10 protein-coding genes and 2 pseudogenes are annotated in these 14,865 nt (G+C 39.4%); 2 read left to right on the forward strand and 10 right to left on the reverse strand.

The window, feature by feature from the left end; all coding sequences use genetic code 11:
• Positions 1-373 precede the first annotated feature (373 nt).
• The 5 genes from SLP02_RS14605 to SLP02_RS14625 form a co-directional block, all read right to left on the reverse strand.
• A complete protein-coding gene (locus SLP02_RS14605) occupies positions 374-847 on the reverse strand; it encodes a DUF2127 domain-containing protein (RefSeq protein WP_319421404.1) in 474 nt (157 codons plus the stop codon).
• A 116-nt stretch (positions 848-963) separates the two neighbouring features.
• Positions 964-2,469, reverse strand: a complete 1,506-nt coding sequence (locus SLP02_RS14610; protein ID WP_319421405.1) for a SulP family inorganic anion transporter — start codon at positions 2,467-2,469, stop codon at positions 964-966.
• A gap of 202 nt (positions 2,470-2,671) precedes the next feature.
• Positions 2,672-4,069 carry a transglutaminase domain-containing protein gene (locus SLP02_RS14615; RefSeq protein ID WP_319421406.1) on the reverse strand — a complete coding sequence of 466 codons (1,398 nt, stop codon included), beginning with the start codon at positions 4,067-4,069 and terminating at the stop codon, positions 2,672-2,674.
• 488 nt (positions 4,070-4,557) lie between these two features.
• Positions 4,558-4,743: a hypothetical protein gene (locus SLP02_RS14620; protein ID WP_319421407.1), complete on the reverse strand. Its 186-nt coding sequence runs from the start codon at positions 4,741-4,743 to the stop codon at positions 4,558-4,560.
• 86 nt (positions 4,744-4,829) lie between these two features.
• Positions 4,830-5,786, reverse strand: a complete 957-nt coding sequence (locus SLP02_RS14625; protein ID WP_319421408.1) for a PhoH family protein — start codon at positions 5,784-5,786, stop codon at positions 4,830-4,832.
• 382 nt (positions 5,787-6,168) lie between these two features.
• Between SLP02_RS14625 and SLP02_RS14630 the strand changes: the two are divergent.
• A pseudogene (locus tag SLP02_RS14630) lies at positions 6,169-7,419 on the forward strand (arginine deiminase-related protein); the annotation flags it as partial.
• A 105-nt stretch (positions 7,420-7,524) separates the two neighbouring features.
• Positions 7,525-8,379 (forward strand): annotated as a pseudogene (locus SLP02_RS14635) (TIGR00300 family protein); the annotation flags it as partial.
• 165 nt (positions 8,380-8,544) lie between these two features.
• On the opposite strand, the gene SLP02_RS14640 reads toward SLP02_RS14635, so the two are convergent.
• The 5 genes from SLP02_RS14640 to SLP02_RS14660 form a co-directional block, all read right to left on the reverse strand.
• Entirely contained in the window at positions 8,545-10,143 is a 1,599-nt protein-coding gene (locus SLP02_RS14640; RefSeq protein WP_319421409.1) for a 2-isopropylmalate synthase, read from the reverse strand.
• Between the two features lie 228 nt (positions 10,144-10,371).
• Complete coding sequence (locus tag SLP02_RS14645; RefSeq protein ID WP_319421410.1) at positions 10,372-12,354, reverse strand: ABC1 kinase family protein; 1,983 nt, start codon at positions 12,352-12,354, stop codon at positions 10,372-10,374.
• Between the two features lie 139 nt (positions 12,355-12,493).
• Positions 12,494-13,315, reverse strand: coding sequence for a serine/threonine-protein kinase (locus SLP02_RS14650; RefSeq protein ID WP_319421411.1), 822 nt, complete (start codon positions 13,313-13,315; stop codon positions 12,494-12,496).
• A gap of 150 nt (positions 13,316-13,465) precedes the next feature.
• A complete protein-coding gene (locus tag SLP02_RS14655; protein WP_319421412.1) occupies positions 13,466-14,254 on the reverse strand; it encodes a tetratricopeptide repeat protein in 789 nt (262 codons plus the stop codon).
• Positions 14,255-14,377: 123 nt separating this feature from the next.
• Complete coding sequence (locus SLP02_RS14660) at positions 14,378-14,845, reverse strand: globin family protein (protein WP_319421413.1); 468 nt, start codon at positions 14,843-14,845, stop codon at positions 14,378-14,380.
• Positions 14,846-14,865 lie beyond the last annotated feature (20 nt).

Genomic DNA, 14,865 nt, shown 5'->3' on the forward strand with positions numbered 1-14,865 from the left:
AAAATAGCAATTAAAAACAATATTGTAAATGTACAATTTTTTGGTAGTATAATTACTGATCGGGCGCAACAAGTAGTAAACCTTTAGCAGAAATAAATGACTAACCCTTTGATGGTCTTTCATTTCTTGGAAAGATAGTCAACAATGATTGATACAAGCAAGAAATCTAATGTAATTTATATTACTTAACATATCAATTAAAAGACGATTCTTATCTATACTTGTAACGTTTTGAATCTCTAATAGTGAAAGTATAAATCAAATAAACGTAAGTTTGATGAATACCTCAAGTGAGAAAGGGCGCATATTCCACTCTCGTCGTGGCTTTTGTTAACACTCATGATTATTCTCGTCGAACTCAAATAAATAAAAATCAGCGCTTGTGAACACGGGCTTTCTTGATAACAAACCGAAGTAGGTACAAAAAAACAGCGATATTAACCATAAACACCGCCAACTTTAGTAAGGTAATTCCTTTGGCTAGTTCGTAAATTTCCAGGGGAATACTCAAACCTATTAGTATTAAAACCAAAAATTCAGCCCAAACTTTTTGATACCAAAGTCCAATAATTTCTACTGCCGTAACTAAAGCATAAACTCCCGCTAAGATTGCACTATCTCGAATCGTGTTTGGCTGTTGAGCAAAGAATTTATTGATAACTGCTTCGACAAATTCTTCAATTAAAGATAATTTACTCTCAAGAATATAACTTTCTGAAAATGCAATTAGGCGAGAATGATTGTTCAAAGCCAACAGTAATACAACAACAGTAAGAATTAGCAGCAAGAAAAGGACAGCTTTATAGGCAACAATAATTTTTAAGCCGATAGGACGCTTGCGCTTCATAGGAAGTGGAAAAACAAAACAATCATTTGTAAGACCATAAAACACTAGTAGTAATCTATCGTGATGACATCAACCAATCGACTGATTCAAATCGAGTATCCAAGATAATTGCTATCTTAATGGCTGGCTAAATCTTCTAAAGAATCTGACTTGTCATGTACGGCTAGCTTATCAACCAGAGTAGCACTAGCTTCGTTCAGACCTACTACTTCAACTTCTGCACCATTACGGCGGAAATTAATTACTACTTTATCAAGTACTGCGATCGCCGATTGATCCCATAGATGAGCGTGAGTTAGATCTATTTTGACGAAATCGACATTTTCTTTGAAGTCAAACGCATTTAAAAATTCGTTGACTGAGACAAAAAATATTTGACCTGCAATATTATAGGTGCGTTTTTCGCCTTGAGAATCAATTAGGCTGTCTACAAATACCAGTTGAGCAATTTTGCGGGAAAACAGCAGCGCGTTTAATGCCACTCCGCTTAAGACTCCAATAGCCAAATTATGGGAAAAGACTGTCATGACTACAGTTGTGATCATAACTGCGGTTTCACTGCGGGGAATTTTGCGAATTTGCCGAAGAGAAGACCAGTTAAATGTTCCAATAGACACCATGATCATAATTGCCACTAATACCGCCATGGGAATCTTTTCTACCTGTGTCCCTAAAAACAGCATCAATAGCAAGAGAAAAACCCCTGCACTTAAGGTAGAAAGACGAGTTCTACCTCCTGACTTGATATTAATTACCGACTGTCCAATCATGGCACAGCCAGCCATTCCCCCAAAGAAACCACTGACAAAGTTAGCAATTCCCTGACCAAATGCCTCTTTGTTTTTATTGCTAGAGGTATCAGTCAGATCGTCTACCACATTTGCGGTCAGGAAAGACTCTAGTAAACCAACCAAAGATATAGCAACTGCATAAGGAAAAATAATCTGTAGCGTCTCAAATGTAAAAGGCACTTGAGGAATGCCAAAGCTAGGTAAAGTAGAAGGGAGTTCACCGCGATCGCCAACTGTAGGAACACCAGTATTAGTAAATACCGCAAAGACTGTGACCACAATGATCGCTACCAAAGGAGAAGGAATGACCGTAGTTAGTCGGGGTAACAGATAAATAATTGCCAAAGCAGCAGCAACCATAGCGTATATCATAATCCAGTTTGGCTCGGCAAAACTCAACTCTGGCAACTGTGCCATAAAAATCAAAATTGCCAGGGCGTTGACAAAGCCAATCATCACGGCGCGAGAAACAAACTTTAGCTGTTTGGCAAGTTTTATTGCTGCCCAAAATAGCTGGAGAATACCTGCCAAAATTGAAGCTGCAAGTAAATATTGCAGTCCATCCCCGCCACTTTTAGTTACGGAGGACACTAAGGGATACATTAATAAAGCGGTGGCAGCGGTGGCAGCGGAAATCATTCCAGGGCGACCGCCAAAAATAGCTGTAATAATGGCAATAATAAATGAGGCATAAAGTCCTACCTTGGGATCGACTCCTGCAATAATAGAAAAGGAAATAGCTTCAGGAATTAAAGCCAAAGCGACCAATACTCCTGCCAATAAGTCTTTTTGATAATTTCCCGTCCACTCTTTTAGTTTGAATAGCTGCAATTATTTTTCTCCTAGTCTGGCGCGCAATTTATAGTAGTTCAATCAGTAAAAGCATTAGACTATAAACCTGCTTTGGAGACGGTCTTAGTAAACACGATAATACTTAAAATAGAATTAGAGTTATACGGTAATAGTTTACATTTGTTTATTCGATACTGCACTTTTTTCTAGATTAGTATCGATTCAGCAACGTTTTTATGACTTACCTAGATTGATACTCAACTAATTGCCAATAGCGATCGTCTCCAGGAAATTTAGCTACTATTGCCGTATTGCCCGATTGAATATCGACATGACCAGCAAAATAGTTACCGTATCCATTGAGAGGAGTCCATTGTTTTGTCTGGGCATTAACAACCTGAACGTCGATCGCCTGGGGAACTACTAAATTAAAATAGGTTGACCAATTAGGTTTTAATTCCGCCGTTAAAGGTTCAACTAAACTAGCCTGATATTGATTGAAGTGATCGTATATCTTAGGTAAGCCAGCAGCGGAGTTAAGAGCGTTAATTTGATAGTTGATTATTTCGCTATATTTTTCAGGATCATCTTTTTTCTTAGCATATATGGTCAGTTCATAAGTACCTAGCATCGGCGGTGCAACGCTAATAATCAGGTTACTAGCTTGGCGATTGACTAAAACTGCGCTTTGGGGTGATTCTTGAGTTCCTTGTTTAAGGTTCGCTACCGCAATTATATCGGCGGGGGCTTTTAGGTTAATATCTATACGACCTGAAGCAGAAATTTGATAGTTGCGATGGGTGACTAAATTTAAACCTAAGCTATAAAAACGAGAAGCAATATCGGGTAGGTTATCAAATTCTGTTCTAGTGTATGTTTGAGCTAGCAGTTGCCACCCTTGATCTTGAGGAAAATGATTATTGATTAGTTCATCTGGTGCAGTGGCAAAATAATAGGGTTTGTAATCAGCCTCAAACTGATTATCTCTGACTGAACCTGCACCCCAAGTTGCATCTAATAAATACCAGCCAGCTTCCAGCTTGACAGCATTCCAAGCATGATTTACGTCTTGAAATTTTTCATCCTTGGGAGTTGCACCTTTGCCGTAGCCGACAACAATAACTGACTTTAAATTCATGGCTTCGGCTAAAGCTTGATAGAGATTACTGTATCCTGAACAAATTGTAGTGCGATCTCGCAAAACTTTTTCGGCATCAACATCAGGGTAGTTATCGTTATCTACCGCCTCCCTAAATGCAGCAATATCGTAAGTAACGTGCTGTGTTATCCAAGCATAGATAATTCTTGCTTTCTCCGTATCTGTGGTGGCATTTTTGGCTAAAAGAGTAGCTAATTCGGGAATTGATGAACCTGAGTAATTTAGCTCTCTAGCAAAGCGATCGATTTCTGAAAAGTTTTGTTGAGCAATTTTCTTAGTTGAACCTAGCTGAATTGCTTGATATTCGCTACTAGGAAAATTATCTGACTGGAGGCTGATTAACTGCCGCTTGTTGATAGATTTAAAAGCAGTTTGAACGTTACCTAAAGTGATAAAAAGAAATACTCCCAAGACTGCTGCCACTAGCCATTTACCTTTTTCTTTTTTCTTTTTTTTGGAGAAATATTGTTTAGCAGCCATGAATTTAGTTTCAACAAAGGGAGAAAAGCCTTCATTTCTCCAAAATAAGTTGAACTATAGTCATCTCTGTGTGATCTAAATTACTAGCTATATGTGTTTACAGATCTTTAAAAGACACAGCCAATTACAATATAGGTAAATTTTCAAATACTTTTTTCTAATTTTTTGTTAGTTTAATTTAGATTTTATTAAGCCTAGAAAATGATTATCGTTGAGCAAATAGTTTTATCTTTACTTCATTACAATCGATAACTGAAAAATATCTCACTTGATCTTTTTTGAACAGTTTTCGATTATCTTCCTCAAAACTTTTTTACTTGTTTTTGAACCTCCGTTTAATAAAAATTAGCCGAAGACAGTTAAAAGATAATTTAACGCCAAAATTGTTGACGATAGCTATAGGTTTGACAGTCAACAAAATTAAATCGAAATGCCAAAATATTCCCTTCGTATATGTGTAACAAATTTATTTACAAAAGTTGTTATCCCTAAGTCAACCAAGTACTCAGCCAAATAGCAATGGTGCTTAAACTTACTCCCACTACCACGGCTAAGGGCAAAATAATTCCTGTATCAGTTATCTTAACTATGGGAATAGAAATAGCCATCATGCCTGTTGCTAGACTCCAAATAATAGCTGTACTCCCAATTTTTACGCCTTGCCCTTCCATCATTTTTTTTCCTCAACTTTCTAGTCTTTTATTTATTAAGTCACAAATTGAGCAAATAATGTATGCTATGTGGCTAAAATTATATATTATTACTTTTCGTAGCGTTCATAGGCAGCTACAATTTTCTGAACCAAAGGATGGCGCACAACATCGGCTTGAGTTAGTTCGCAAAAAGCGACTTCCTTAACATTACGCAAAATTCGACGAGAGACAATTAAGCCAGAGTCCTGATTACAAGGTAAATCTGATTGGGTGATATCTCCTGTTACCACCATCTTTGAACCAAAGCCCAAACGAGTTAACACCATTTTTAGCTGTGCAGGGGTTGTGTTTTGCGCCTCGTCAACAATGACAAATGCGTTTGACAGGGTACGTCCCCGCATATACGCTAATGGAGCAACCTCTATTTTTCCTCTTTCCATTAAATCGGGAATCTTTTCTGCATCGATAAATTCATAGAGAGCGTCATATAAAGGACGTAAAAAAGGGTTGACTTTCTCCTGTAAATCTCCTGGCAAAAATCCTAGTTTTTCCCCTGCCTCTACAGCTGGACGAGTAAGGATAATTCTTTGACATTCATCGCTAAGTAAAGCCTTTACTGCCAATACCGCAGCCAAAAAAGTTTTACCTGTTCCTGCTGGTCCAATTCCAAAAGTTATATCATGTTTTTGGATCGCTTTAATATATTGTTTTTGTTTAAAAGTCTTGGCTCTAATTACCTCACCCTTTTTGGTTCGAGCGAGAACATTTTTTTGCAGTTCGCTGTATTCTTCAGTTCTACCAGTATCGAGCGCCTGAAATGCAGTCATGATATCAGGCTCATGTAGTGGCTTGCCCAACGACCATAAAGGCTCTAAAATTCTGATCGCTTTGGCACATCTGGCTACAGCTTTCTCTTGACCCTGAAGCAGTAAATCTTGTCCTCGCAAAATTAGAGTAATTCCTGTATAACTGGATAAAAAGTTAAGATTTTGCTCATTGCTTCCTGCAAGGGCGATCGCGCTTTCGCTGTTAGGTAATTGAATAGTTTGAGACGTTGCTGGCATTTACAGAGTATTAGACTTTAATTTTTATCTTACAAGTTCTGATCCCAGAAAAGCACCATCTCACTTTTGAGATAATGCCAAAACTAGAAAATTACGCCTAAAGGTTGGATATCGCTTTAATTTGCTAATTAGATTTAATGTCAAAATTTAGTGACAATATTTCTAGAGAGTCAATTAGACCAAGCAATTATAGTAATATAATTTAGTTCCAGGTCTAGCAAATCCAAGTTATACATACTCAGATTGCTGTTGATGACTAATCGTTATCTTTTAAACAGATAAACATGACAGCAGAAGTAATTAAATTTGATCGCCAAAGAGCCACTCAATACAATCTTCAAACTATCCGAATATTTTAGATCTTACTTACACAAAAATTATTATGGCTGAACCAATTCGCATTTTGATGTGCGCTCCCGATCACTACGACGTAGACTACGTAATTAATCCCTGGATGGAAGGCAATATCCATAAATCCTCACAAGAGCAAGCCACAGAACAGTGGTCTAAACTAAATTTTGTCCTCAATGATTTGGCGGAAGTGGATTTAGTTCAGGGACAGCCAGGAGTGCCTGACATGGTGTTTACCGCGAATGCAGGTTTAGTGCTAGGAGATAATGTAGTTCTTAGTCGCTTCTTTCATCCCGAACGTCAAGGAGAAGAACCCTATTTTAAGAAATGGTTTGAGGACAACGGCTTTAATGTTTTTGAGTTACCTAAAGACTTGCCTTTTGAAGGGGCAGGAGATGCCCTGTTAGACCGCGAGGGGCGTTGGTTATGGGCTGGCTATGGTTTTCGTTCAGAACTAGATTCTCATCCATATATCGCTAAATGGTTAGACATTGAGGTGTTGTCTCTGCGTCTAATTGACGATCGCTTTTATCATTTAGATACTTGTTTTTGCCCTCTCTCAGGAGGCTATTTACTTTACTACCCTGGGGCATTTGATTCCTATTCCAATCACATCATCGAAGATCGTGTGCCAGTCGAAAAGCGGATTGCGATCGCCGAAGCCGATGCGATTAATTTTGCCTGCAATACCGTCAACGTCGGACAGTCAGTCGTCATGAACAAGGCTAGCGATAGTCTTAAACAAAGTTTGAGCGATGCAGGTTTTACCGTCATTGAAACACCGCTAACAGAGTTCCTTAAGGCTGGTGGTGCAGCAAAATGTCTAACTTTAAGAATTAATGAGCCTGTATTACCAAATATTCATGGTAGTAGTCCTGTAGAAAGCCGTGTGTTGCACATGGAAGGACATCTTTTAGATGCAGGAATTATGAACCGTTCGCTCGATCTTGTAGTCGATAACGGCGGTAGTTTTAAAGTACTCAATTTCAATTTAGGTGTAGAAAGACAAAGCACCTCTAATGCAGATGTCCGCATCTCTGCCCCTGACCATAAGATTATGGAAAAAATCATGAGTCAGCTAATTGAAGTTGGGGCAGTTGTCCCCGATCATGATGGCAAGAATGCAGTCACCGAAGCCTGTGACATGACAGGAGTTGCTCCTGATGACTTTTATGTTTCTAACATCTATCCCACCGAAGTTAGAGTTGACGAGCAATGGATCAGGGTGCAAAAGCAACGCATGGACGGGGCAATTGTCATAAGCGATGCGACCCACAGCTTGCGAAGCAAGCAAAGTCCTGCGAAGCAGGACGATGGCACGAATAGTGCCGTTCGCCGACAGGCGCAAGGGAATGCGCATCAAGACAGCGATGATTCTGGAAATGTAACTGCTGAGTGTAAGATACTGCGAGATTTAGACAAAGGCGATCGCGTGGTTGTGGGCGTAGATGGTATTCGTACCATCCGTAAAAAGTCTAATCGAGAACTAAAAGCCAAAGAAGAATTTAGCTTTATGGGTGCAGGGGTATCTAGTGAACGAAGAGTAGAACTTGTAGTCGAACAAATTGCCTGGGAACTACGTCAAATTCGCGATCGCGGTGGCAAAGTGGTAGTAACCGCAGGTCCTGTAGTTATTCATACAGGGGGAGCAAAACATCTTTCTAGCCTAGTACGAGATGGTTACGTTCAAGGCTTGCTAGGGGGAAATGCGATCGCCGTTCATGACATCGAACAGTCGCTGATGGGAACTTCTTTGGGGGTAGATATGCAAAAAGGTACTCCCGTCCACGGCGGACATCGCCACCATCTCAAGGTAATTAACTCAGTACGCCGTTACGGTAGCATCGCCAAAGCAGTAGAAGAAGGTGTGATTACCAAAGGCATTATGTATGAATGCGTTAAACATAATATACCCTTTGCCCTAGCTGGTTCAATTCGCGATGATGGTCCTTTACCTGATACCCAAATGGATTTAATTAAGGCACAAGAAGAATATGCCAAGCTTTTAGAAGGTACAGATATGATTCTCATGCTGTCTACTATGCTGCACTCTATCGGCGTGGGCAATATGACTCCTGCGGGAGTGAAAATGGTCTGTGTAGATATTAATCCTGCTGTAGTCACCAAATTAAGCGATCGCGGTTCAGTAGAGTCAGTTGGTGTAGTAACAGATGTCGGCTTGTTCCTCAGTCTATTGGTAAATCAACTAGACAAGTTAACTAGTCCCTATCAAACTGTTTAACTGATGTTACGCACTTGTTAATTTGTTGAGATGGAGCAAGCAGGGAACGGGGGAAGTTAAATGTGTAATTAATGAGGACGCGATTTCTGAGGAAACCTCAGAAATTAAGTAAGAAGCGATCGCTTGTAAAAAAGGCGATCGCTTTCTTTAAAATTGACCCTTAAATTAAACGCCGACTTGAGATTTTACTTTTTTCTCTTGCAACGCAGCATAAAGACGGTTTAACGCTTTAACATAAGCCTTGGCAGAAGCAACAATAATATCAGTATTTGCAGCACGACCAGAGTATATTCTGTCATTATGACGCAGGCGAATTGTCACCTCACCGATCGCGTCTATTCCTGCTGTGACTGACTGTACAGAAAATTCAATTAGCTCATTAGGAATATTGGTTACTCGATTAATCGCTTTATAAATTGCATCAACTGGTCCTGTACCAATGGCTGCGTCAGTTAGTTCTTCGCCATTAGGAGTGCGCAGAGTAACCGTAGCTGTAGGTTGAGCGCGATCGCCACACGATATTTGCACCAACTCTAAACGGAACAATTCGGGAGGCTGTCTAATTTCATCGCTGACAATTGCCTCAATATCCCAGTCCGTAATTTCTTTTTTCTTGTCGGCAACTTCTTTAAAGCGGATAAAGGCTTTATTTAGGTCAGTTTCAGATAGTTCAAAGCCTAATTCTGTTAAGCGGGTGCGAAAAGCATTACGACCAGAATGTTTACCTAAAATAATCTGCTGGTTATCAGTCAAGCCAATCGACTCAGCGTCCATGATTTCGTAGGTTAACTTATTTTTCAGCACTCCATCTTGGTGAATACCCGACTCATGGGCAAAAGCATTCGCGCCCACAATGGCTTTATTTGGCTGAACAATTACGCCTGTACGATTAGATACCAAGCGAGAAGTTTTATAAATCTGCTGAGTATCAATATTTGTTAGTGGTTCAGTTGATTCCTCTGGTCTACCTAAAAAAGGATTAAAGTATTGACGGCGGACGTGAAGTGCCATTACCAATTCTTCTAAAGCAGCGTTGCCAGCCCGCTCACCAATGCCATTGATAGTACATTCTAACTGTCTTGCACCATTTTTAACCGCTTCTAAAAAGTTAGCTACAGCTAAACCTAAATCATTATGACCATGAACTGAAACTACTGCCTGATCGATATTTGGGACGTTGTTACAGATGCCTTTAATCAATGCGCCAAACTCAGTGGGGGTAGTATATCCCACGGTATCAGGAATATTAACAGTAGTTGCCCCTGCTGCGATCGCAGCTTCTAATACCTGATACAAATATTCTGAATCAGTTCGCACCGCGTCCATAGGTGAAAACTCCACGTCATCCTTAAAGGACTTGGCGTAAGCTACCATTTCTTGAGCTATATCCAAGACTTCAGCGCGAGATTTCTTTAACTGGTACTCCAAATGAATATCAGAAGTAGAAATAAAAGTATGAATCCTGGCATTAGCAGCGGGTTCTAAAGCTTCGGCGGCAGCCTTGATATCAGCTTTAATTGCTCTGGCTAAACTACAGATAATAGGGCCATTTTCTGTTCCCACCTGTGCCGCAATTTTTTGTACCGCTTCAAAGTCTCCAGGGCTGGCAAAAGCGAATCCTGCTTCAATTATATCAACCCCAAGTCGTGAGAGAGAATGGGCAATTTCCAGCTTTTCTTCAACGTTTAGGGTGGCGCCAGGAGATTGTTCTCCGTCTCTTAAAGTGGTGTCGAAAATAATAATGCGGTCTTTTGAATTTTCCATAACCCAAACTCTATTTTTTAGCTCTTTGCTGATTTCTAGGTGTTGATTTCAGAATCAAATATATTTAATGTTTGTTTTCCTGGCGTTGCTGATTTCATAGTGAAAAATTGAGAATCATACCCCGATTCAGCAACGCTGTTTTTTTAGATCCCGATTGAGCAACATCACTTAAAAAGTATAAGCTATTTTCATATCCAAATTCAGCGACGCTGCCCCATTTATAGCTTGTTACCTACCACTGATAGCAGGTACTGGTCGAGGTTGAGGAGTTGTCTTTTCTAATAGCAAGTTTCTAATTAACCTAGCTGCCATTTTTTGAGTTAATTTTCCTGCTACTTTTTGCCCTATTTCCTGAGTTTCTGGTTTAGAAATGATTTTGGCAACGATAGAAACTAAATGAGTAGGGTCAAAACCTGGAGTCTGTTGCAGGATACCCACAATATTTTTCAGGTGAGTCGTGGTATAAGAATCTTCTCGAAAATCTACAGGAGTTTCTTGAATCGTTAAACCTACCTGTTGGCGGAAAGCAGTAGAAATATTGAATATAGTTCTGCGTCCCAAACCGTCGATAACATTAACTAATTCTTCGGCAATGCGATCGCGAATAAATATACCGCGATCGCTGTAAAGATATTCTAGAGCCTGATCTACTACGCTGTCAAAATCATAGTCTCTAGAATCTGTAGCGTTTTTGAGTAAGTTTTCTAAACGATGCCAGCGGAAACCTTCTTCTTTAAACAGCAGGTCTTTTAAAGATGCCCGTAATTCAGGTGCGGGATCGGTCAATAAGCGTTTAGCAATATAAGGGTAGGCTTTACTAAGAACTTTAAACTCTGGATCGATGCCGATCGCAATCCCTTCTAAAGTTACCATTGAACGAATGATCAAAGCATAGTAAGCAGGGACGGTAAAGGGAAATTCATACATCATTGCTGACATTTGATCGGTGATGCTTTTAAAGTTTAATTCTGCCACCGTTGCCCCCAAAGCATTTCCAAATACGTTAGCTAATGCAGGAACGATAGGCTGTAAATTTACATCAGGTGTCAAAAAGTCAAGCTTGACGTAATCTCTGGCTAAAGCCTCAAAATCGCGGTTAACTAGGTGAACTACCGCTTCGATTAAACCGTACCTTTGATAAGACTTGATACGGCTCATCATGCCAAAATCTAAATAAGCCAGTCTACCGCTACCATCTGCCATGGCCAACAGGTTACCAGGGTGAGGGTCGGCATGGAAAAAACCATGCTCTAGAAGCTGTCTTAGGGAACACTCTACTCCTATTTCAACTAGGTGGGTTGCATCAATTCCTTCAGCCTGAACAGCATCTACATCAGTCAACTTAATGCCGTCAATCCATTCCATGGTTAAAACGCGCTTACCCGTATAGTCCCAATAGATTTTAGGTACATAAATTTCCTCTATGTAGCCATAGAGCTTTTTAAACTTGTCAGCGTTACGCCCTTCTTGATTGTAGTTAGTCTCCTCAAAAATACGTTCTGCCAATTCATCGATAATTGAGCGTAGATTAGAACGTACCTGCTTCACGTTGTCCTGCACCCACCCTGCTAGGATACGCATGATATAAACATCGAGGGTGATACGACGGTTGAGGTCGGGGCGCTGGACTTTTATCGCTACCTCTTCTCCTGTTTTCAGTCTGCCTTTATATACCTGCCCTAAAGAAGCTGCGGCAATAGGTTCAGCAGAAATCTCTGCATAGATTTCTGCTGGTGGTTTACCCAATTCTTCTTCAATAAAGCGAAACGCTACTTCATTAGAAAAAGAGGGAATTTTATCTTGCAGGGTTGTCAATTCTTCCAAATAAGCAGGAGGAACAACGTCAGGTCTAGTAGACAACGCCTGACCAATTTTGATATAGGCAGGACCTAACTTAGTTAGGATTTTGATTAATTGACGCGCTCTTTTTTTTTGCTTGGGAATAGAGTTACCCCTAAAATTGTCCCACCATACCCCAAGAGCAAAACGACTAAAGGGAAACACAATACTAATTAGTCGAGCAAGCACCGTAAAAGGACGATTGCGGTATCTGGCATTATTGGTGGCTGGGTTGTAACGCCAGTCTGCATTTGGTTCATCATAAGCCAGCTCGGTATCTTCGTATTGGTCGCTTGCGAAGCTAGAGGTCGGCACCGCCTGAGAATTAACGGTAATAGTATCTTGTGTGGGTAACAATGTCGGCTGAGGCATAATTTGTAAGACTGACGTTAACAACTCTTTCTTTGTAAATAATTGTAACAAGAGATTGAAGTAAACAACTCTCTCTTAAGATTAAAGTCTCAAAAGCTGTCAAGGAAAATAGGGTATTACCGAATCTTCTAATCTTTAGTTATGGAGTTGACGCGCTTAAAATCACAGTAGCCAATTTAATTGATTTAAGCATCTCAGCAGCAGAAGCAAATCGTCGTTGAGGCAGCTTTTGCAAGGCCTTAGATATAGTAGAACGCAATAGAAAAGGTATTGTCTGAGGAATACTTACTGTTTGACTTAAATGGGAATTTCTTAAATCTTGATAGATGCCTGAAAAGGGTCTTTCTCCGACGAGGAGTTCATACAGCATTACCCCAACAGCATAGAGATCTGAAGCATGGGAATAACGACCATAAAATTGTTCTGGAGCCATGTAAGCAGGTGAACCTGTATCGCCATTACCCGAAGGCTGGGAATTTGTCTCTGAAGCCAGACGAGCGATACCAAAATCAGCAATTCGAGCAGTCCAACCGTTTTCTTGAGGTTCTAATAAAATATTCTCTGGTTTGAGATCCCGATGAACAATATTGCGATCGCTAGCATACTCTAAACCTGATAAAATACCTGTAATTAGCTTGAGACTTTGAAGTAGCTCTATTTTCTCCTCAGACTCGATTAGCTCTCTCAAAGTCCCTCCTTGGCAGTAATCCATTACCAAATATCTTCTAGTGGGGCTATACTCTAATCCTCGACAGCTAACAATATTAGGATGCTGTAAAGTTACCAAAAATCCCAATTCACGCAAAAACATTTTGGTAGGAAATTGTTTTCGGTCAAGTTCTTTAAGAGCTACTAGTTCTTTAGTTTGAAGATGTGCTGCACAGAAAACCTGACCGTATTGACCTTGACCAAGGGAGTGAAGAATCTGATATTGGGATTGGTATTCAGCATCTAAAGACATAAGACTTCTTGCACAAATCATTGTTAACTACCTTGCCGATAAGCATGGTAAGCGTTATCTTGTAGTTCCTCAAAGCTAAAAGCTGATAGCTGATAGCTTTGAGCTAAAAACCAATAATTATCAAGGTTGCAAATTTACATCAGACGTATGTTAAGAAAACAAGCCACTAGCTAATACTTGGTCAGAATCTTGCCCATTAGAAGTAGAGTCTAATTGATGAATCTCTTGAGTCATATTTTTAGTCTTTTGATAGTTGTCTAAATCTCCTTGCTCAAAATACAGTTTTGCTGCCTGGCGTAAGTCTTCTACTGCTGCTTTTTTACTACCCATGTCTGTATATAAGATGCCTCGATTTAGGTAGGCTTGTGCATATTCTGCATCAATTTTGATAGCTTGGGTATATTCTTCAATGGCTTTTTGCTTTTCGCCCATCTGTTCGTAGCCATAAGCATTTTGGCAGTACAATTGAGCAGAGTTAAGAGATCTAGCTTGACTTGAAATATTAATCTGATTCAAGTTTTTGACTTTGGCTGCAAGCTCGTCATATTGGGACTGTAACTTTTGCATGTTGTCCCTTGAGCTTGCATCTATTTGCGTCAGTTGTTGAGACATATTTTGATAATCAGCATCATATAGAGTTTTTTGATTACTAGCTGAGTGCTGTACTTCCATCATTTGCTCAATAAGATTATGATTATGTTGAGTAAGTTGCGCGATCGCCGTATTATTCTCTATAGTCACTAAATTCAATAGCCGTTTACGATTAATCAAATTAAGCGCAACACAAGCAGATAAAGGAACTGAAGCTAAAAATATGTTTTGTTTTAAACATATCGCAGCAACTGTACCTCCAATAGAACCGACTACAGATACTGCTTCAGCAATATTTAACCAGTGATTATCTTGAATATTTGTTTTAGTTGGTAATTGTTTTTCCATGAGCTTTAAAAATAAGTTTAAGTAAAATAAATACTTTAATTTAGTTTTTGGTTTTTGATAACCAAGGTTACGACAATAATTGATTGTTGTTATGACAAAAAAATATTCTAGAGACCAAACTTTTTAGCTTATAATGCTTTGATTAAGCTGTAATACTGGCAAAATTAAAGCTAATTCTTCAGTGGTCAGAAATTCTTGCAAAACTTCTGGCATCACATTGTAGGTTGCTTGAGATATATTTTGAGTCTTATTTGCATTCACAATTGTCCGATGCCAAAGCAAAAGACTGTCCCGCAGCCAATCTAAATCATTAACTAGCATTGCTGCTACAGAACAACGCAATATAATCATTACATCTCTACGCCAAATAGAACTTAAGTTTTTAGAACCTCTAGTAAATAAGTTAGGATTCTGCATATCCATCTTCTTTTTAGTTCGGTCTAAAATTTTTTCTTCCCCGTCGCGGATTTTTTCATAGGAACTGACGCGTAAGTCAACGGACTGAAGATAATTTTTGATAAATTCCAGTTCTTGGTCTGTAGCATAGCGACCATCAGCTTCTACACTTAATTTGGTTAATTGATTTAACATGGCTTGAATTTTTTGCTTAT

This window comes from Pleurocapsa sp. FMAR1 (genome assembly GCF_963665995.1).
Lineage (GTDB): Bacteria > Cyanobacteriota > Cyanobacteriia > Cyanobacteriales > Xenococcaceae > Waterburya.